The sequence below is a fragment of the Bacillus sp. EB V-12 genome, assembly GCF_056158125.1.
In genome coordinates, this window is the sequence record NZ_JBUXJL010000003.1 from 43,795 (window position 1) to 64,620 (window position 20,826).

Consider the following 20,826-nt stretch of genomic DNA (forward strand, 5'->3'; position numbering starts at 1 on the left):
AATCTTCCCTTCAAAAATTATTTGCTCTTATAGGTTCGTGTTTATGTTTAGCCCATAAATATTTCTGCAGTGAAACTCCAATTACTCCAATAATAACAAGCCCAATCCCTCCATAAACATAGAGTTGAGTTACTCCAAACAAATGCACTAATGGACCACTCATAGCAGGAGAAATAATTAGAACTGCGTTTGTTAAACTGCTTTGTATACCAAATACTCTTCCTACTTGATCTTGATCGGATTCTATTTGTAAAATGACTTGATTAGATACAAGCATCAGCCCACTTCCGATACCAGCGATAAAACTAATTAAATAAGCTAAAACGAAGACCGTACCGGGCGTTATCAAACCAATCCCCCCAAAACCAATTCCCATTAAAACCATACCTCCACATACTACCCAGCCATATTGAAATTGTTTTAATTTCTGAGTTAGTAATGCACCAAGTATTCCGCCAAGACCAATAATAGAAATGATATATCCCATTTTACTTTTATCATGTGGGAATAAGCTCTTAAATAAAGTTGGGAATTGTGAGTCTACTAATTGTAATACTGCCATGGCTATTGTAACGAAAATCATGGTTGATAATATTATCCGATTAGATAACACATAACCCCACCCTTGTACCCAAGCGGTCCAAGTACTTTGTTTTTGCTTTTCAACAAATTCTTTCGATATAGTTTCTTTAAATTTTATTGTGGGTATCAGAACTAAGGTAGCTAATAAACAACTTATAGCTCTTATAATGAGGCAGAACTCTGGTTGAAACCAGCTCAGCAACATGCCCCCTATAAGGGGGCCTACTATCTTTGTACCCTGCTCTACTATTCCGTTGATACTTACTGCTTTAGTAAGCAAGTCCGGGGATACAATCTGTCTTGTTAGTGTTTGCTGTGCAGGATAATAGAAAACAATAAAAATAGAACGAATCATTAATGCCACTAAGAGCCAGTGGATATCTTGTACAAATAAAAGAGCAATTGTTATTAGACCAACCATTAGATTACAGAACATCATAATTGGAATTTTTCTAAAACGATCTGCAATAACACCTGCCCATGAGCCAAAAATAATTCCAGGAAGTGCATATGCAACAGGAATCAATCCAATCATAGTAGGATCTACTTCCCATTCAAACCCAACTATAGTCATAATCGCTAACATATCAATAAAAACACCAAGCATAAGCAATGAATAGGCAGAGAAAACTTGTAAATAAACCCTATTTCCTAATAGGCCTTTTGAATCAGTAGTTTTCATAAAAGCAAGCTCCTTAGGTTACTAATATAAACGCTTTTGCGTATAAGGTACCTCTTTATTAAACCTAATTAATCATTATTGACATCTCACCTAGAATTTAACTTCGTCAAAACTCAAACTGGTCTTATTTTTCATATATTTAAAATAGTCAGACAAACGAAAGCGTACCTATTTCTTCATTTTTATATCAACTGTTACAAAATATATCTTTACCTTACACTAATAACAGCTAAACGTTGCCTTAATATAACCCTTTACAGTCGTTTACACATTCAATTCACATCCTTTTTAAAGTTGGCTTTTTTCTATCTCAAATACTATCACACAAATATTTCACCTACTATATTCATAAAGTTGAAATATTTGAATCAGAAAATTCGGATAAAAAACCAAATCCACAAATCATAACAAACTATTATTTATTTATATTTTCATTTTATTGATAGCTTTAACCATAAGGGTATCAATAATTAAGTTTTTTAATTTTATTAACATAATAGTTTAAAGAGACCGTAAATCCTACTAAACAAAAAAAATATACAATAAAGTATATTTTTTTCTTATCCTACATATTTTCTATGCAAATTAATTCCAATAACTAAAGTTGATAATAAAAATATAATATTACCAATCACTAATGTACTCATAACAAGAATTGAATAATATAGTATTAATACGTCTGCACCTACTACCTATTTTATTTATTGGATATTTATACTTCAAAAAAATTACACATCATTCACAATTAGGATACATACCCAAAATATGTTTTGAACGTTTTATTATATTTTAAGATAATATAAAATCAGTTTTTCTATAAGAGAACTTAATTTTTATGTAGTACGAAACTGTTAGTAATACAGTATATACTAATTTAGTTATAAAAACATTTAAAGACCACCTATTTCCATAAGTGATCTTTCTTTGTGATTCTGTATTTGTGCACTACTGTAGAAATATATCGTAGAAACGCTTTGTTTGCTAAATGTTTAGTTCTTTCCATTTACTAAAAAACATAGCTTCATACACTTAATATCATATTCGTTACATTGCAAACTATTATTTTGTCTTCTGTACAGGCAAACTACTAAAAATTAATTCAGCAACTTTTACATATCCTTTTGAGTTTGGATGAATTAAATCCTTAGACCAAAGCGTATTGTCATTAACTAAATGATGATTCCAAAAATCAACATGATGAAGCTTATACTCTCTGCTCAGTGAATGTATAACTTCATTTGCCTCTAATAATTGTTCTTTTATTACTTGTTTTTTTTCAGAAGCAAAAGGAAGCCTAACTGTAAAATCTGGAAGGTTTGCTATAATAATATCAGCCCCTGCTTTACTTAATGTATCTATCATAAATTCCATATCGTTCTTATATGCATCATGATTCCAACGTCCTTTTAAAACATCGTTTGCCCCTGCAATGAGACTAACCAAATCTGGATTAAAAGTTAGCGCCTTTTCCAATTGCTGCGATTGAATTTCTTTAGTTACTAACCCACGCTTTGCAAAATTGGCATATTCTATATCATTTTCACACAGTTGAACAAAATAATCTACCCAGCTTTTTAATGCAATTCCCTCAACTTCATCCCCTATCCCCTCTGTAAAACTATCGCCAATTGCTACAAATCGCTTCCACATATGTATTCCCCCTTTATTATTAACCATATCTATACTATACAATAGCTCACACCGTAATTGTTATTTCTAAGTGGTTTTCGATTTCAATTATATTCCACTTTACTATATTTACATTTAGAATCTAAAATTGACCGATTCCTAAGTATACTTAGGAATCGGTCGTATTCATATATTTACTAAAGAAATAAAATCTATCTAGGAATTATACTTTTTTCAAAAAATTTATTGTTCTTTGTTTTGCCCAGTTGATACATTTCTTTTCGATTAAATGATATGAAACTATAGAAAAAAGTAGTGTCATTGCAATGCACAAAGTAAGAAGGAAAAAGATAGGTATCTTTGTATACAATAGTTTAAATAGTACCATCATGATTGGAAAATGACACAAATAGATACTGTATGAAATTTCTCCTAAATATACAAATACACTCTTATTTAGAAATGCTTTTACTTTTAGGTTACTTATAGCCATTATAATAAATATACTAACCCCCATTACGACACCCCAATCTTTTAATAAGAAAGTTGTATCATTACGGGAAAAACCATAAATTAAAATGGAATATAAATATAGGATAACCCCTAATGCAATAAGAAATCCTTTTTTAAATTTTTTCATATTCCTATATGAGTAGATAAGTTTTTCCTGATACTTAAAAAGTAACATTCCAACCATAAACATAGATGTAAAATGCAGTGTATCAGCATAACCATTATAAAATCCTTCAGCTTTCCCAATATGCAACATATTAAGAACAACACTAATTAAAGAAAAGCTCAAAGCAAATAGTATCGTTTTCTTCCAATTCAGTTTATAAAAAAGAAGGAATAACAAAGGAAACACAATAGATATACGCATTTCTTGAGCCAATGACCAAATAACTGGATTATAATTTTCCGTAAAAAAGTTATTAAGAAGCACAAAGTGGTTTAAAATATCTAATTTTGTTATAGACCCTTGCCACCTATCATAGAACCAATCCCTTAGTCCTACCACTTCATACGACGAAAATAAAATAAATAAAACAAAGGTAACGATTATCCAAAAATAATAAGGAATATAGATTCTTACAAATCTCTTAATTAAATATCCCCAATAATTTGTTTTTGAATGATAAAGTGCCATAGATAACACAAAACCACTTAGTACATAAAAAACGATAACAGCTTCCCCACCCGCCCATAAAAACCTAAGCGGGGAAAATTTAATAGAATTAGGCAACGATGGTAGCATTAAACAAAAATGTCCAAATACCACAGTAAGTGCCGCTAACCCTCGTATGGAATCTAATTCTTTTATTCTCTTACTCATAAAATGTTCTCCTTGTAAATTGTAAATTTTGCTGTTCATAAAGGCCACTATAAGAATGTAGTGGGAGAATTGTACATATTCTTTCTTTAAATTCCTAATATAAGCAGTACAAAGTTAATTTGACCTCCATTTCTTTATATACATAATTTAAAACAAAATATTTAATACAAAGAAAAGATTTTATTAAATTTTTATAAAGTGAAACATTTAGTTGTATCCTATAAAATTAGCTTTTTACTATATCAATCGCACTATCCCACATACCACTAAAAAAAGATCCTGTTTTACGTATAAAACGTGTAAGCCAATTTGCTTGTTCCACATCAGATTTTGTTACAAGGTCTATTTGTAATGAATTACCCGATAAGAACCCAGGATCTGTATTATCTTTAGGCGAGATAATCATTTTACTAATTGTTGCACCTTTTTTAATAGGCGCTTCTTGTTCCGTATTCAATACTTTAAATTCTTTTTTATAAATGTCTTTGTTGCCCTTCGGCATTGGAAGCGAAACAGCTTGCTTCATTTGAACTACTACATCTTTTTCTTTTGCATTTGCTACTCGAACTGTTTCATGCCCTTTTACTACTGAATTTTTTCCATAGACATTCTTCACTTCAAAATTCGCAAATCCATAATCGTATAATTTCTTTGTTTCATCAAAACGTGCCGTATGAGATTTTGCTTTTATCACTACAGAAATTAGTCGCATACCATTTCTTTCTACTGTACCAGTGAAACAATCTCCCGCCTCTGGAGTCGTTCCTGTTTTTAAACCATCTACACCTTCATATTGCTTAATTAAACCTTTTAACATCCAGTTAAAGTTCGCCATATCAATTGGATATTTACCACCCTCTTGGAATGTTTTTTTAGGAATTTTTGCTGTATTTAATATTTGGAAGAAATCTTGAATAAGACGTTGTGCTAAAATTGCACAATCTCTTGCAGACATTTTATTTTTCTCGTCTAGAGTTGTCCCTTCTGGATGATATCCTTTTAAATCGTGATTTGTTAAGCCTGTAGAGTTTACAAATTTATAATCTTTCATTCCAAACTCTTTCGACTTATCGTTCATCATTTTTACAAAGTTGACTTCTTTACCAGCAATCTCTTCAACTAAAGCAATTGTTGCACCGTTTGCAGAGTAAATTGCCATTGCCTCATATAACTCTTTTACCGTATAAGAGCCACCATTTTCTAATGGAACGTTTGATAATGAACGATCTTGCGAAATCTTATGTGCATATTCAGAGATTTTAACTTTTTGATCCCATTTAAGTTTTCCTTTATCCACCGCTTCATGAACTAAGTATTCGCTCATCATTTTTGTCATACTAGCAATTGCCAATGATTCATCTGCATTTTTTTCATATAAAATTTTTCCGGAATTTGCTTCTATTAAAATTGCTGATCCCGCTTCAACGTCTATAGCAGGATCTGTTTCCGCTGCTGCTCTTCCAAATGTAACGAACATGCTAAAAAATAGTGTAAGCACTGTTACTATTGCAATAAATCTCTTGCAAAACATACCTTTCACTTCTGTTACCTCCAATACCTTTGTACTCAAAAAAAGCGTTATTCTAACATAATCTCAAAAAAATAGACAGTGTTCTCAAATTATATATACATATTAGACGTTAGGATCGTTTTCATATAGACCATCTCATCCGACACTTTTAGGTGCCCTGATACTTTGTACTCCCACACATATCCCTATTTTTAATCCCCTTATATTTTTCAAAATGATTCGCACTTTCATATTTTTTAGGATTACAATTAATAGACAATCTAGATGCTACATTTGTTCCATATTTACAAAAAATAAAGTGAAACTTTAATCAGTGGGAGTCTTACTGCCCGTTAATGCTTTATTAGCTATCAAGGATTTTAATTATTCAATTCAGCTATTTGCTAGACCTATATTAGAGATGAATTTTATTTAGTCTAAACTATTAGTTTTTTGTAATAAAAAAACTACACCCTATACTGGATGTAGTTTTTCTAACTGATTTATTTATTTTTCACTTCATTTTTATAAAAAGCAAATAATGGTTCGATGTATGGACTAGATAACAGCGGAATTGCCTTCTCAATCAATTTCCTATCCCAATCAAACCAACACATTTCCATTAACATATTTATCTCTATATCAGTGAATCGTTTCTTTATTTCCTTAGCAGGATTTCCACCAACTATTGTATACGGCGGAACATCTTTACTTACGACAGATCCTGCAGCAACAATTGCCCCTTCACCAATAGTAACGCCAGGCATTATTATAGCATTCATTCCAATCCAAGCATCACTTTTTATGACTGTATCACCCTTAGGTTCATATGATTGTTCAATTTGCTCAGCGAATGGATATACTGTAATCCATTCTGAGTGATGATTATGGTTACCACCCATTAAAATGACTACTCCACTTGCAATGCAAACATAATTCCCAATAATGAGTTTATCAAGATGCCATCCCATCTGTTCAATTGGATTGAAAAGTGCTTGAGACTTAGCATCTCCCCACAAATACCTTACACAGCCATCTTCAAAATTTTGATGGCTATAATAGCCCGAATAATAGGAGTACTCTCCTACTTCAATGAGTGGATTTGTTACTATATCTTTTATATACTTTGTTTCTGACCAATGATTAAATAATGGATACTTCATAACTTTATTCCTCGCTTCTAAGTATTATATATTTTGCTATTTACTTAGAAGCTTACTACGACTGCTACATTTTTTAGCTTTCTCAAACGACGAATCATTATCTTCAAGCCTTTCTTTTATACTATAAAAAAGCATAACGCAATATATTACACTAGTCAAATTGTGTAATTTTGAACACATCTTAAACAGCGTAATACTGCAATAGGAACGTGAAAACACTCTAACTTTGATCCAAATAATATATTGATTACATTTAGTTTATATTTTGTAAAAAAATTTTAATTGCCATGACAAAGCAAACAATAACCACTATTGGTCGTATTAATGACGTCCCTTTTGTAAGCACCATCTTCGCTCCAATATACGATCCTATAATTTGACCAAGCATCATAATCAACCCAATTGTCCAATCGATTTGGCCAAAAATAATAAAATATAACAAAGCAGCGAAATTACTTGTAAAATTCAAGATCTTAGCATTTGCAGTTGCTCTTGTAGCACTATATCCACATAAAAGAATGAATGCTAAAGCAATTAAACTACCTGTTCCTGGGCCGAAGAAACCATCATAAAATCCAAGGAATGGAGCCACTGTTAACGCAAACAACAACATACTTATTTTTCTCGGTCGATCTTCGTTTGCTATATTTGGAGATAATAGAAAATAAAGACCAATAATAATAAGTAAAAAAGGTAATATCATGATTAAATATTCTGCTCGTATCTGTAAAACAAGCCATCCACCCAAAACTGATCCCAAAAAGGTCATTAAGATGGACAAACGCATTTCTTTAAGATTAATTTCTTTCTTCTTAATAAAAAACACTGTTGCCATGAGAGTTCCGCTACTCCCTTGTAGTTTATTAGTCGCTATCGCTACAGAAGGAGACATACCTACTAATAACATTATCGGGATAGTTATCATACCACCGCCCCCAGCAATCGTATCTATCCATCCTGCTAATACAGCTACTAAAAATAGTAGTATAAGTAATTCAATAGTAAAATCCATACAAAGAATATGGGAAGGCTTGAGCTATTATAACCCAAACCTCCCCATCGTCCCTCCTCTCTTTAAACTAGTTAATGATATCTGTAAAGTAACTTTCTTTTTGATCACGTAATCGACTGGAAACGTATTGTCTGCAAACAATTCTTCTTCCATATTTATTGTTTCCAATCGGGATTTTATATTCTTCCTCAGATAACCTTTCCCTACCATGAGTTACATTTGTTTGTTTACCATAGTATGAATTTGGTATAAGTAATAAATCTTCAGATGTAAGTGGAACCTTATAAGTAGGCGTTGTTCGTAAGAGTTCTAAAAACATGTCAAATTTCAATTTTTCTTCTTCACTTTCTCCCACATAAATCAATCTATTTTCTGCTCCATTCAAACAAGTTGCAATAATATCACCATTATCATCTAAAAATATAATTTGGTTTATTTCTCCTACAAATCCCGATATTTCACCATCAGCCATTCCTGCGATATGAGCAATAGGCATTTTACTTACCGCCAATATGTCATCTTTACTGAAGAAATTTTCTTCAAGATGCTTTTGAAGTAATTTTGGGGTTCCAATATGAGTTTGAGTTTTTAAATTTAACACTCCTTTTAATAAAAGAGCATCAACTCTAGTAAATTTGCCACAAGTAATTTCAGACACTATTCGTTCCACGGATTTATTAAGTCTATTTGATACAATTTCTAAATTCGTATTGAATGTTTTCAATCTTGCTTCAATATCTGATTGGTCTTTCATATCTGTATACACTGTGGCATCGTTATGTTGATAAAAGTTCCCGCCACCAGTGCTTGCACCGACATTTCGCAAAACTTCATCGTTGTTTAAAGGTGAAATGAGATGAAATCTATTTTTCCCTGCATGTTCGGATGGGTGAATTAAAGCATCATAATTAAAAAGTGTAGCAAAAAGCCATGTGACCCATTCTGCATAAAAATATTTTTTCATTCTATCGTGTTCGTCTTCGCCATAATTAAAACCTCTGCGATTTTCCCCAGGTAATAGTGTTTCCATAGGATCACATGGAGTATTTTTAATAAGAGTAGGTGGTACGTTCCCGCCACAATTCGCTATTTTTATCATATGTAGTAGGTTTTTCATATCTGAATTCGGATTTTTCTTTGAATAGTCAATCAAACAATTAAGCCACTCTTTTGAAAAATATGCTGCTATTTCTTGATCACAAGTATAAGGATTATGAGTTTTCAATTCATTTTCTATCAGATTCTTCATTTTATCCTTCAATACATTAGGAATGCTAATTTCTTCAATTTCTGTAATCTGCAGTATTCCTTTATTCATTATAAAACCTCCGTTGTTTTATTTTTTATACCCTATCTTCTATTAAACAAACTATCCATTTCTTTTTTGCTCCTTCGCTTTTCGTCAGAGCTATTAGAACTACCGATTTACAAATAAAAAACGTGAAGTATAAGAGATTTCTTCTTAGGTACATTTCCCCGACGAACCTCTATTGAATTGGTAAATTTAATTTAAAAATCTCTTTCATTTTCTAAAGTTTTCCTAATTTTAAAATCAGAATTTTCAATACAACTATGTTAACATTAAAAATATAACACGAAACCAAAAAATGTAAATGAATAGTTTTTTTATAAAAAATAGTCAGACTATTTACAAAGTAATTCGTATTCCATTGAACGAACTACGGCCCCTCAATTTTATTGATAACAATAAAAAACCCCCCTAAATTGATAGAGGGATTTTTTTCAAGTATATTCTATTTTAAAGTTCTTACTTATCTTTTACTTTAAAAGATATTGCTGTAACTTCTTTATTAACAGTTCCATCCCGTTTGGACTTACGATAATCTTCCCATTCGCTAACGAAATATTGCTGTCTGAAATATCTCCTGTAAGTGCACAAGCTCTTGGAGATTGATATTTTCGTAAAATAATCTGATCCTCTTCTATAAACATTTCAAGAGAATCTTTTTCTACAATTCCTAAACTCCGTCTTATTTCCATTGGAATAACAATACGCCCCATACTATCTGCTTTACGAGTAATTCCTCTTGATTTCATAAAATGCCACCCTTTATATTTATCTAATATTACGGTATTCATTTTAGCAATAAACAACAATTAGGAATAGTTCGTATTACAGTACTTTTTTTAGAAATAAATAACAATTAGGAATAGTTTATGTTAAAATTCTTTCTTGTTTATTCTTGATTTTTAATATATTTTTCCTTGATCATTTTTATATATTGTTTTTTTTCAGTTAGTTCAAATATAAATAATGCTTTTTTTATGTCTGTTAAACCAACTTCATTAGAGTGCTGAACTTTCAATAAAATTGCACCTTTTTCAAAAAACAATTCACCTAATAAGTATAAAGTATTCATATTTATGGCTAATTTTATACCTATTTCACTATACTTTATTGCTTCTTCATATTGATTTGCAAGGTGTAAACATTTTGTTAACGTATGAATGAGTCTTAATTTGATTTCTTTTTCTCTAGGAAATTCTATCTTATTAAAATTAATTAAACTTTGTTTTAATATATTTATACTTTTCTCATACTCTTCATTTTCTGCATGTATTATAGCAATTGAATTCATTATGCTTATTTCTTTTTCTGATAAAAAGTTAGTACTACTTAAGGTTTGTTTTAGTGCTCTATTTAAAATGTCAAAAGCATTACTTGTTGCTCCATTTACATAATATATAGCAATCGCTTCATGCCATAATAAAAATTGTTTATCCTCTTTCGATTGGAAATTATTATCATTTTTCTCTTTTTTTACTATTTCGTAAAGCTCATTATATTGTTTTTGTTTCACACAATCTCTCATTACACATTTTACATTTTCAATATATTTTATTTTTTTATTTTTGGTTAGTGCGAATATATAATTTGGATCAATACCAAGTCTTTCAGATAATTGATACAACAATATGCTAGATGGATAAATAATACCTTTTTCTATCTTACTAATTTGACTTTGTGAACATATTCCATGACATAATTCAGATTGTGACATGTTTTTTTTCTTTCTAAGTTCTTTAATAATAATACCAAGATTGTAGAATTCCATCTTTCCTCCCTCAAATGTAACACTTTATGAGTATAAGAATATTTCCCAACTTTTAATGTAATGTAAAATTAATATAGTTACAATTACTAATTATATGGATTTATAGTTTCTTTTACAAACTTGTATTACAATACGAGAAATTATTAAAATATGGTTCACTAATAATTAATGGGAGTTTTATCCCCCCACTGATTATTAGTCCACTCCAGGCAGGCTTTTACAGGGAGTTCGACTTCTTTGCCACATCTAAATTTTGAGGTGGGAGTCTTACTATCCGCAAATAGCCTGATTAAAATAAATATGATTTTTCACCTTTATTTCTTTTAATAGTTTCTTTTGATTTTTATATAAATAATTTCGAAGGAGCGTATTTTATGAAAAGAATGTTGACCGAAAGAGAGTTAGAAGTAGCTATTTATGTAGCAAAAGGATATACAGATGCAGAAATTTCCAAAAAAATATATGTTACCCCTCGAAGAATTTCAACGATAATTAATCATATTAAAGAAAAATGGCATATTAATTCTAGAGTGGAATTAGGTATTTTAGTTTATCATTATGGTTTTATAGATGCACCCTTATTTTCAAATAAAAAAATTCAGCTATGTAAAAAGGTTGTACAATAGATAGCGGAATATAACGAGTTTAAATTGCAAATAAAAATAGAAGAGCAGACAAATTTTTATTATTTGGTTTACTCCATCACTTTTTAAATTTCATACATTAATATAAAAAGGTTAGAGAATTAACTTCTCTAACCTTTTTATATACACTATTAGGTTTCAAACAGTAAAGATGCCCTAATGCTACCATTGATCCTGTTCCCTATTCAACCCTGTATAAACACAAAAAAGAATCAGACATTACCACTATTCAAAACCAGTTACAATTCTCTCTTTCATTTTCTGTAATACTTCACTGCTCAATACTTTTTGACCAGTAGGAAGTTTTAATATGGCAGCGGCACCTTTACTAAGGTATATTTCTTGATCATTATTTTGATTTACTACCAATATTCCTTGCCCTTCAAATTCGAAATAACTAATATCTTTTGTTTCATTTGTATTATTTTTTATTGCTTTATATAATCCATATAAATCTTTACTTCTATTTTCTCCGCCCGTTCGAATCGGTTCAGTATCATTCGCAACAATTAGTCCTTCTGGCTGCTCACCCTTCATAATAAACCACAGCTTTTCATTTGTTGGTAATAGTAAATTCTTAAATTCAGAGCTATTTAAAATTTGCTGTGCTGGAATTGTTTCATAGATTGGTAACGAAAATGGAGATGTTGTTATTTTTTCAAAACTTAAATTTTCAGAAGAACTTCCCTTACTATATTGATAATCTTTTAATGCGATCGATTGTACTGATTCACTTTTATTTTTTGATGCATAACTAATTTTACTAGCGAAAATAATAACGGTCATTAAGCACATGCACAGTATCACAAGCTTAAGTAGTTTTCCCATTTATGAACCCCCGCTTTTAATATTATTAGTTTGCATGGATATTATAAACAGTTTCACTCCACCAAAAATTATTATTGTTATGGAACGTACTGAAATTATGATTATAATGATCACCATACCAAGGGTCCATGTACGTTATATAATCTGTTCCATTTGTCCCTTTATAAAATCCATCAAGTACTAGAAAGTGTCCGATGTTAGCTCCATTTTGCCACATAATGAGTGCAATCATCGGCTGATTACTATTAATTTGACTTTTGAACCAATCATATGATTTTGCTCCAGAACTTATAGCTGAGCTAACACCATATCCTGATAATCCATATTGTATTTCACGTGAAGTTGCAGGATTATTATATGATCCACCCTTAACATACCTAACGTACTGATCTTGTGAAGGAGTTTTTCCAAAATAATTTAAAACTGAAACCGAAGTGCCTGCCCAACACCAATTTGACCTTTCTTGTAATATGTTAGGTACAGATAATTTACGATCTATTGATGTATTTGGAGGATTTCCATTAATATACGCTGACGTTACATATACTTTTTTTCCATCTTTAAAATAATAAAACCAACGATTATCTAAATTTCCTGTCCAGTAATCTTTAACCGCTTCACCATACTCCCATCCTTTAAAAGATACTGTTGTATTTCCGAGAATCACATCTACAATATTTGCATTCAAACTTTTTGCCTCTCTAACATTTACATTCAATGGAGCTGTTGTTCCTGAAAATTCAACTTCTTCTGCTATTATTTTCTGAACACCAATAAAACTAAATGTGAAGAACAATAAAAACATACAAACAATAAAATGCTTTCTTTCCTTCATTTCTCCACCCCTTCATCAGTACTAAAAAACATCAACAATTCATCCTTATTAATTGTTCAAGCTTAATATTACATACTAACGAAAAATGACTTCTCATAAATTGAAACTTTAATCAGTAGTGGTTTTATTCATCCCCCACTGATTATTAGTTGAACCAATCGGGCTGCCCGGCAAATAGCGGGATAAATTCCAATACAAAAAAGGAGCCTATAAATTTTTATAGGCTCCTTTTTATTCCGTCGTTATTACTCAGCTAATTCTTTCGTAGCCTTCATTACATCAACGAAGAATCCCCAGTTATTCACTACAGAAGAGATACTGATATGTTCATCTGGAGTGTGGACGTTAAAGATGTCTGGTCCGAATGAAATTGCATCTAATTCAGGCATTTTTTGAACGAATGCGCTACACTCAATCCCCGCATGTACAGCGAAGATTTCAATTTCTTTATTGTATTTTTCTTGATGTACTTTTTCAAATAAATTACGAATTTGTGAGTTTGGATTGTATGGCCATTCTGGATACTCTGACTCTATTTCAAATGTAGCACCAACTAATTCAGCAATATATTTTATTTCTTCTGCAACATGTTGTTTTAAACTACTTACAGAACTTCGCACTTCGTTACGTAATTTAATTTCATCTCGCAATGTTTCAATAACACCTAAATTCGTTGAGCTTTCTACAAGACCTTTAATATCCATGCTCATGCTTTGAATGCCATTTGGAATTAAGAATAATGATGAAATAAGCTGCTTTTGTGTCTCTTTAGCAAATACTTTTTCAACTGTTTCATCCAATTTTGTCAGTGTAACATGAACATCTGGATCAACAGCACGCATTTCTTCTTGTAATACACGTGTCCATGATTCTAGTTTTTCTTCTACTTTTCCTACATCTTCTGTACGAATTAAAATTGTAGCTACACTTTCACGCGGAATTGCATTCGTTTTTAAACCGCCGTGAACTTCACTTATGTTAAACTCCATATGTGCTGATAAATCACGTAATACTCGTCCTAATACTTTGTTCGCATTACCGCGTTGTTTATCAATTTCCATACCAGAATGTCCGCCTTTTAGACCACCAACATATAGACGGTATGCATCCATATTCGCTGGTGTTTCATCCCAAATTACGGGAATTGTTTCAACAGCTTTCGCACCACCTGCACTACTTACAAGTAATTTATGATCTTCTTCAGAATCAATATTTATAAATATCTTTCCTTCAAAATGATTTGGATCAATAGCAAAAGCTCCGCCCATTGTCGTTTCTTCTTCAGTAGTGATAACGACTTCAAGTGCTGGATGCGGAATTTCTTTTGAATCTAATAAAGCTAATGCATACGCAACTGCAATACCATTATCAGCACCTAAAGTTGTTTGATTTGCATATAACATGTCCCCAATGATTCGTAATTCAATTGGATCTTTTTCAAAATCATGTACTGTTGCTTGATTTTTTTCGCAAACCATATCCATATGACCTTGAATAATAATAGCTGGTACATTTTCATAACCAGTTGTTGCTTCTTTTTTAATAATGACATTTAATGCTTCATCTTGAATAACTTCTAAGTTACGCTCTTTTGCAAAGCCCACTAAATAATCACTAATTTCCTTTTCATTACCTGATCCTCTAGGAATCTTTGAAATTTCTGCAAAATGATAAAATACAGGGTGCTTTGTTAATTGTTCTAAAGTAGAATACATTTTTCAAGCTCCTCTCCAAATGACAAAATAATATGTAAGTCTCATATCATTATACCATGATTCATTATTTTACCTTTCTTTTAACTTTTATTGTTCATTTTATGTACAACACTCTTACAACATTGTAAGGGCGTTGTAATCTATATCGATTTTTCTCATTTAATAATAATCGTATACTTTTTAAAGAAACACATTAAAGGAGATAAAGAAAATGAAAAAGTTTTTAGCAATTATTACACTATGTTTATTATTTTTTAGTTTTACTATTGGCTGTGAGAGAGCGTCACTAAATAGAATTGGTAAAGATGTATATTACATACAAATAAAAGGCGAAGGAACTATTGAAAAGGTAGATGGTAGAAACTTACGAAACTATACGCTGCCCGCATATGATGAAGATGGTGTTAAAAAACAAATTACATTTAGAAGTACAAAAAAAGAAAACGCCCATAAATTAAATGAAGACGCGTTTTTACGCCTTTATGTAGATCAAGATGATAATAGCAAAAATGAAATATCATCAATTGAACTAAAGTCCTATGAAGAGATTCAGAAAGCAGATTTACCTGAAAAAGTAAAAGATAAGTTTACTATTAAATAAAAAAACAAAAGAAAATGCTCTATGCATTTTCTTTTGTTCTTTTCACCTGTATATATTTTGAACTACTATTATTCATTAGTTTCTCTAACCGATTTATATTCTCCGTTAATGCACCTTTCACAAGAGAGAAATCTGTATTGGATTCTTCTTTTTTTTCTTTAAAAAACGAAGACTTTTGCACATTGACTTCAGCCATCTCTTCTCCCCCTTTTCAAAAAGATACAACCTTTTATTTATATTATATAGCAAATGTAGAAAGAGTGTACACTTATGATTTTCTTTTTAATTCTTCTTCTAATTCTTCTACTTGCTGCAACGTATCCCCTTTTATTAAAGAGAAATCTGTTGTATCTTCGTTACCTTCTTTAAAAAAATCATTGTCATAATCTTTTACCACTACAATCACCTCTACATGCTAGTGTAGGAATGATTGTCCAATTTTATTCAACTTTGTCGGATTTTGTTTTTAATTTATGTATAGAAGAAAAGGACAGAAAAAAATTCTGTCCTTATTTACTAAAATAACTATGATGTATTGTTAAATTATATACATTTTCAAAATCCCGATCTTGCAGGTTATTTTTCTTTCCATCAATAACAATGAAAACGTCACTTACTATTTTTGCTGGTATAATCCCGACATTTTCTACTTGCACCGCTTTCTGCTCATTCAATTGCTCGATATGTTCTAACGGAACGATAATACTAAATTGCGAGCGAATACCACGAAAGTTTGTATTTAATTCCTTCGCGGCTTCAAAAACAACAATTTTCGCGCCAATCTTTTCCCCATATGAATCTAAAAATGCATTTAAGCTCTTTGTATATTCCTCTTCCGTATGCCATTCCATCGTACCGAATACTGCTGGATTAACATTTTGAATAATTGTCGTGTATATTTCCCCTCTCGCTTTAGATGCAATTAATGATCGTTTTATTGATTGAACTGTCTTGCCAATATCGCTAAATTTCGCACCCCATATTTCAGAAATATTAGGTGTTAAAATGAACGCAATATCAACAAAAATAGCCATTGCAGTAAACATTAAAAGATTTTTCCAGAGGGTTAAATCAATTCCTTTTATCATGAAATACACAGTGACAGATATGATAAACAAACCATACCAAGTCTTTCTAATACGTTGCTTTTTCTCCTCGTACAACTCCTCATTTTTCCAATAAAAGAAAACAAGGACTACAAAGACAATCGCTAAAACAAATAAGCCAATTCGAATGTTAGAGATCATTAATCACATCACCCTCCATTCAAAAACTACTCACGATATCATTACATGCGCAAGCTGCTCTCTTTATGACAAAAGACGTGGACAAGCTTCTAAAATTAGCTACATCGCATATATATTAGAAAGTACCACGTCTTTTATCCTGTTATTTGTGGGAAATAAGACCCCTACTGATTAAAATTTCACTTTACCATGAGTCTATATTGTATATGTAGACAAGCATTCATTTCAAATTTTCGTATTAAAAAGAAATATGTTTCGGAATTTCCCCTTCAGGTACTTCTCCATCCATACTTAAATAATAATGACGAATCGGACGTAAGTTTTCGTCTAATTCATAAACAAGCGGAATGCTAGTGGGAATATTTAATGAAACTACACCATCACTTGAAAGGTTGTCTAAATATTTTACTAGCGAGCGAATTGTGTTACCGTGTGATGAAATAATTACTTTATTACCACTTTTTAATGTCGGCGCAATTTCTGAATGCCAATAAGCAAGTACTCTCTTCTCCGTATCCTCTAAACATTCAGTTAATGGAAATTCACCTTTTTTGAGTGTTTTATATCTTGGATCGGTCGCTTCATATCGAGGATCGTCTTCAGTAAGAGCCGGTGGTCTTACATCAACACTTCTTCTCCAAATATGAACTTGCTCCTCACCATATTTTTGTGCAGTTTCATCTTTATTCAGCCCTTGCAATGCACCATAATGTCTTTCATTTAGCTTCCAAGATTTATGTATTGGAACCCAAGTAAGATCCATCTCATGAAGTACAATCCATAACGTCCGAATTGCGCGTTTTAATACTGATGTATAAGCCACATCAAAAGTATATCCGTTTTTCTTTAATATTGCTCCTGCTTCTCTCGCTTCACTTAATCCATTCTCTGATAGATCAACATCTGTCCATCCCGTAAAGCGATTTTCAAGATTCCATAAGCTTTGTCCGTGACGAATAAGTACAAGTTTTATCATTATAATTCCCCTTTCGGAAATGTGAATTTTATTGTTCCATTGCGTACACGTATAAAGTATCTAGTAATGTATCTTTTTATCCATTCACTCTATGACCAAATCATAGTTGCCAAATGTATGGATAAAATTTGTTCTTTTTCAAACGATAAAAACAGAAGTTTTTTCATTATTTTTGATCGACTGGTATTTCACGTTTGGATATCCAAGCATCAAAACCTGATCGGCTATTTGCCATTTCATTCATAACTTGGTGCCAATTGTCCTCACATGATTCACCAAATTTTGAAAAAATAGCACCCATTTGTTGTCTTTGTACATCACTCAGTTTTTTCTCTAAATCTGTACCTTTTTCTGTTAAAGACAACTGTTTCACACGTCGATCATGCATAGCTTCATTACTCTCAATTAAGCCCTTTTCCACAAGTTGACGTAGCGGTCCGTGGAGAGCTTGTTTACTTATTTCTAATAGTGATAATAACTCATTTACACTTATCCCTGGAAAACGTGCGATAAAAAATAAAATTCGATGATGTACTCGTTGAATGCCATATTCTTTTATAATTTCATCTGGCTTTTCAGTAAATGTTTTATATGCAAAATAAAATAATGCTAATGCCTCATTCATCTGTTCTTCTTTATGTTGTGTCATCTACTTTCCCCCTGTATGTAAATTATACCACAATCTAGTAATGAATATTTTAATCAACGCATTAGAACTTATTTAGTCTATTGAAACATTCATTGCACAATTAGGAGATGATTCATTTGAAAAAACAATATACTGTAAGTACATATTTATTGGATAGACTACATGAATTAGGAATTGAACATATATTTGGGGTTCCTGGTGATTATAATCTTGCCTTTTTAGATGATGTGGTAGCACATGAAAATTTAAAGTGGATTGGCAATTGTAACGAATTAAATGCTGCATATGCAGCAGATGGGTACGCTCGCATAAAAGGAATCGCTGCTCTTATTACTACTTTCGGTGTCGGAGAATTAAGCGCCATTAACGGTATTGCTGGCTCATATGCAGAAAACGTGCCAGTTATAAAAATCACGGGTACGCCACCAACAAAAGTAATGGAAAATGGAGCAATCGTCCATCATACGTTAGGCGATGGAAAGTTCGATCACTTTTCCAATATGTATCGAGAAATCACTGTGGCACAAACAAATGTAACACCTGAGCATGCAGCTGAGGAAATTGACCGTGTATTACGTGCATGTTGGAATGAAAAACGCCCTGTTCATATTAATTTGCCAATTGATGTGTATAATAAACCAATTAATAAACCGACAGAACCTATTATAAATAAACCTATTTTAAGTAATAAAGAAGCATTAAATAAAATGCTTCTACATGCCATTTCAAAAATAAATAGTGCCAAAAAACCTGTTATTTTAGCTGATTTTGAAGTAGATCGATTTCACGCTAAAGAAAATTTACATCAATTCGTAGAAAAAACTGGGTTTCCCATCGCGACGTTAAGTATGGGAAAAGGAATATTCCCAGAAAAACAGCCTCAATTTATAGGGATTTATACTGGTGATGTAAGTTCTCCGTACTTGCGAAAAAGAATTGATGAATCTGATTGTATTATTAGTATTGGTGTGAAGTTAACTGATACTATTACAGGCGGCTTCACACAAGGTTTTACAAAAGAACAAGTTATAGAAATCCATCCCTACACTGTGAAAATTATAGATAAAAAATACGGTCCAGTTGTAATGCAGGATGTTTTACAACATTTAAGTGATTCAATTGAGCATCGTAATAAAGATACCCTTGACGTTAAGCCATTTATTTTAGAATCCTCACCTTTTACTGAAGAGTTCATTCCAAAAGCACAAATGGTCACACAAAAACGTTTTTGGCAGCAAATGTACCATTTCTTACAAGAAAACGACGTCTTAATTGTAGAGCAAGGAACACCTTTCTTTGGTAGTGCTGCTATCCCTCTACCTAATAACACTGCATATGTAGGACAACCGTTATGGGGATCTATCGGATATACACTGCCCGCTCTACTTGGTACACAGCTCGCCAATTTATCACGGCGCAACATTTTAATTATTGGTGATGGTTCTTTCCAAGTAACTGCCCAAGAGTTATCAACTATATTACGTCAAAATTTAAAACCAATTATATTTTTAATCAATAACAACGGATACACTGTTGAACGTGCCATTCACGGCCAAAACCAACTTTATAATGATATACAAATGTGGGATTACAATAAACTATCAATGGTATTTGGGGCAGAAGAAAAAAGTCTAACATTTAAAGTAGAAAATGAAGCAGAATTAGCAGCAGTCTTAACAAATATAACTTTTAATAAGAATCAACTTATCTTTATTGAAGTTATAATGAGCCAAAGCGATCAACCTGAATTGTTAGCTAAACTCGGAAAAAGATTTGGTCAGCAAAATTCTTAATATAAAAGCATAACCTAATTATACAATTGGTAGTGTAAAACTTGTTTTGAGAATAGTTTCGACACTCAAAATACATAAGGAAAAGGATGGAAAGCACCATCCTTTTCTATTTTAAGAGCGTTCTTCGACTAACGCCCCGTGCGACAAGCAAAAATTCTTAATCCATCTTTAACTTTATAGCTTTTGTCGCAATAAATGTTTTAATATGCTTATCTAATATCCTTGTTCCACCAAAATCATCCTCATAAAAACCTGTTATAGCAAAACCAGCATCAATTTGGCCTTGGATTTGGTCTTCTAAAGTATGCGCATATTCTATTGTTTGATTTGAATCGATGTAATCTTGAACTTCATCCTCTGGTAAATAATCCAATGTTGATGAAGGAATTGAATGTTTAACATCCAGAATACCTTTTTGCTCTTGGTTATCATCAAAAATCCATAGTAACGGATTTGTAAATCCAGCAATAAGAACACCTTTATTCTTTAAAACCCTAGAAACTTCATTCCATACAAGATGAACATCTTTTACAAACAAATAAGCTACGCT

20 protein-coding genes and 1 pseudogene are annotated in these 20,826 nt (G+C 31.6%); 3 read left to right on the plus strand and 18 right to left on the minus strand.

Annotation, left to right across the window (positions count from 1 at the left end; all coding sequences use genetic code 11):
• Positions 1-10 precede the first annotated feature (10 nt).
• The 9 genes from ACZDYH_RS11670 to ACZDYH_RS11710 all read right to left on the minus strand — a co-directional run bounded on the left by ACZDYH_RS11670 (position 11) and on the right by ACZDYH_RS11710 (position 10,988).
• Positions 11-1,264, minus strand: a complete 1,254-nt coding sequence (locus ACZDYH_RS11670) for an MFS transporter (protein ID WP_000858613.1) — start codon at positions 1,262-1,264, stop codon at positions 11-13.
• A 1,059-nt stretch (positions 1,265-2,323) separates the two neighbouring features.
• Positions 2,324-2,914 (minus strand): SGNH/GDSL hydrolase family protein, encoded by a 591-nt coding sequence (locus ACZDYH_RS11675; RefSeq protein ID WP_048656308.1) that lies wholly within the window; start codon positions 2,912-2,914, stop codon positions 2,324-2,326.
• A gap of 202 nt (positions 2,915-3,116) precedes the next feature.
• Positions 3,117-4,265: an acyltransferase family protein gene (locus tag ACZDYH_RS11680; protein ID WP_071740208.1), complete on the minus strand. Its 1,149-nt coding sequence runs from the start codon at positions 4,263-4,265 to the stop codon at positions 3,117-3,119.
• Between the two features lie 187 nt (positions 4,266-4,452).
• On the minus strand, positions 4,453-5,766 hold the full coding sequence (locus ACZDYH_RS11685) for a D-alanyl-D-alanine carboxypeptidase family protein (protein WP_474886305.1): 1,314 nt from the start codon (positions 5,764-5,766) through the stop codon (positions 4,453-4,455).
• Positions 5,767-6,239: 473 nt separating this feature from the next.
• Positions 6,240-6,899 carry a CatB-related O-acetyltransferase gene (locus tag ACZDYH_RS11690; protein WP_474886306.1) on the minus strand — a complete coding sequence of 220 codons (660 nt, stop codon included), beginning with the start codon at positions 6,897-6,899 and terminating at the stop codon, positions 6,240-6,242.
• Between the two features lie 253 nt (positions 6,900-7,152).
• Positions 7,153-7,911, minus strand: coding sequence for a TSUP family transporter (locus ACZDYH_RS11695; RefSeq protein WP_000347994.1), 759 nt, complete (start codon positions 7,909-7,911; stop codon positions 7,153-7,155).
• A 67-nt stretch (positions 7,912-7,978) separates the two neighbouring features.
• On the minus strand, positions 7,979-9,229 hold the full coding sequence (locus ACZDYH_RS11700) for a hypothetical protein (RefSeq protein ID WP_139849950.1): 1,251 nt from the start codon (positions 9,227-9,229) through the stop codon (positions 7,979-7,981).
• Positions 9,230-9,690: 461 nt separating this feature from the next.
• Positions 9,691-9,969 (minus strand): AbrB/MazE/SpoVT family DNA-binding domain-containing protein, encoded by a 279-nt coding sequence (locus tag ACZDYH_RS11705; protein WP_000842216.1) that lies wholly within the window; start codon positions 9,967-9,969, stop codon positions 9,691-9,693.
• A 140-nt stretch (positions 9,970-10,109) separates the two neighbouring features.
• Positions 10,110-10,988 carry a helix-turn-helix domain-containing protein gene (locus ACZDYH_RS11710; RefSeq protein WP_102956688.1) on the minus strand — a complete coding sequence of 293 codons (879 nt, stop codon included), beginning with the start codon at positions 10,986-10,988 and terminating at the stop codon, positions 10,110-10,112.
• Positions 10,989-11,362: 374 nt separating this feature from the next.
• On the opposite strand from ACZDYH_RS11710, the gene ACZDYH_RS11715 reads away from it, so the two are divergent.
• The gene (locus tag ACZDYH_RS11715; protein WP_000827560.1) at positions 11,363-11,614 is read left to right on the plus strand and encodes a response regulator transcription factor; all 252 of its coding nucleotides are present in this window, start codon (positions 11,363-11,365) and stop codon (positions 11,612-11,614) included.
• A 243-nt stretch (positions 11,615-11,857) separates the two neighbouring features.
• On the opposite strand, the gene ACZDYH_RS11720 is transcribed toward ACZDYH_RS11715, so the two are convergent.
• The 3 genes from ACZDYH_RS11720 to pepD all read right to left on the minus strand — a co-directional run bounded on the left by ACZDYH_RS11720 (position 11,858) and on the right by pepD (position 15,010).
• Positions 11,858-12,460: a hypothetical protein gene (locus ACZDYH_RS11720; RefSeq protein WP_076876379.1), complete on the minus strand. Its 603-nt coding sequence runs from the start codon at positions 12,458-12,460 to the stop codon at positions 11,858-11,860.
• 25 nt (positions 12,461-12,485) lie between these two features.
• Positions 12,486-13,295, minus strand: a complete 810-nt coding sequence (locus ACZDYH_RS11725) for a papain-like cysteine protease family protein (RefSeq protein ID WP_102956689.1) — start codon at positions 13,293-13,295, stop codon at positions 12,486-12,488.
• A 245-nt stretch (positions 13,296-13,540) separates the two neighbouring features.
• Positions 13,541-15,010, minus strand: coding sequence for a beta-Ala-His dipeptidase (pepD, locus tag ACZDYH_RS11730; protein ID WP_000287554.1), 1,470 nt, complete (start codon positions 15,008-15,010; stop codon positions 13,541-13,543).
• A 211-nt stretch (positions 15,011-15,221) separates the two neighbouring features.
• On the opposite strand from pepD, the gene ACZDYH_RS11735 reads away from it, so the two are divergent.
• Positions 15,222-15,611 carry a YxeA family protein gene (locus ACZDYH_RS11735; protein ID WP_474886307.1) on the plus strand — a complete coding sequence of 130 codons (390 nt, stop codon included), beginning with the start codon at positions 15,222-15,224 and terminating at the stop codon, positions 15,609-15,611.
• A gap of 19 nt (positions 15,612-15,630) precedes the next feature.
• Here ACZDYH_RS11735 and spoIISB read toward each other — a convergent pair whose 3' ends face one another.
• The 5 genes from spoIISB to ACZDYH_RS11760 form a co-directional block, all read right to left on the minus strand.
• Complete coding sequence (spoIISB, locus tag ACZDYH_RS11740; protein WP_000852629.1) at positions 15,631-15,807, minus strand: stage II sporulation protein SB; 177 nt, start codon at positions 15,805-15,807, stop codon at positions 15,631-15,633.
• 72 nt (positions 15,808-15,879) lie between these two features.
• Positions 15,880-16,008 carry a hypothetical protein gene (locus ACZDYH_RS11745; protein ID WP_000237819.1) on the minus strand — a complete coding sequence of 43 codons (129 nt, stop codon included), beginning with the start codon at positions 16,006-16,008 and terminating at the stop codon, positions 15,880-15,882.
• 112 nt (positions 16,009-16,120) lie between these two features.
• Positions 16,121-16,858, minus strand: a complete 738-nt coding sequence (locus ACZDYH_RS11750; RefSeq protein ID WP_000624975.1) for a type II toxin-antitoxin system SpoIISA family toxin — start codon at positions 16,856-16,858, stop codon at positions 16,121-16,123.
• A gap of 238 nt (positions 16,859-17,096) precedes the next feature.
• A complete protein-coding gene (gpmA, locus tag ACZDYH_RS11755) occupies positions 17,097-17,834 on the minus strand; it encodes a 2,3-diphosphoglycerate-dependent phosphoglycerate mutase (protein ID WP_000594152.1) in 738 nt (245 codons plus the stop codon).
• Between the two features lie 166 nt (positions 17,835-18,000).
• Complete coding sequence (locus ACZDYH_RS11760; RefSeq protein ID WP_000191888.1) at positions 18,001-18,483, minus strand: MarR family winged helix-turn-helix transcriptional regulator; 483 nt, start codon at positions 18,481-18,483, stop codon at positions 18,001-18,003.
• A gap of 107 nt (positions 18,484-18,590) precedes the next feature.
• Here ACZDYH_RS11760 and ACZDYH_RS11765 point away from each other — a divergent pair, with 107 nt between their 5' ends.
• Complete coding sequence (locus ACZDYH_RS11765) at positions 18,591-20,276, plus strand: alpha-keto acid decarboxylase family protein (RefSeq protein ID WP_102956691.1); 1,686 nt, start codon at positions 18,591-18,593, stop codon at positions 20,274-20,276.
• A gap of 157 nt (positions 20,277-20,433) precedes the next feature.
• Here the strand turns inward: ACZDYH_RS11765 and ACZDYH_RS11770 are convergent.
• Positions 20,434-20,823: pseudogene (locus tag ACZDYH_RS11770) on the minus strand (SAM-dependent methyltransferase); the annotation flags it as partial.
• Between the last annotated feature and the right edge of the window lie 3 nt (positions 20,824-20,826).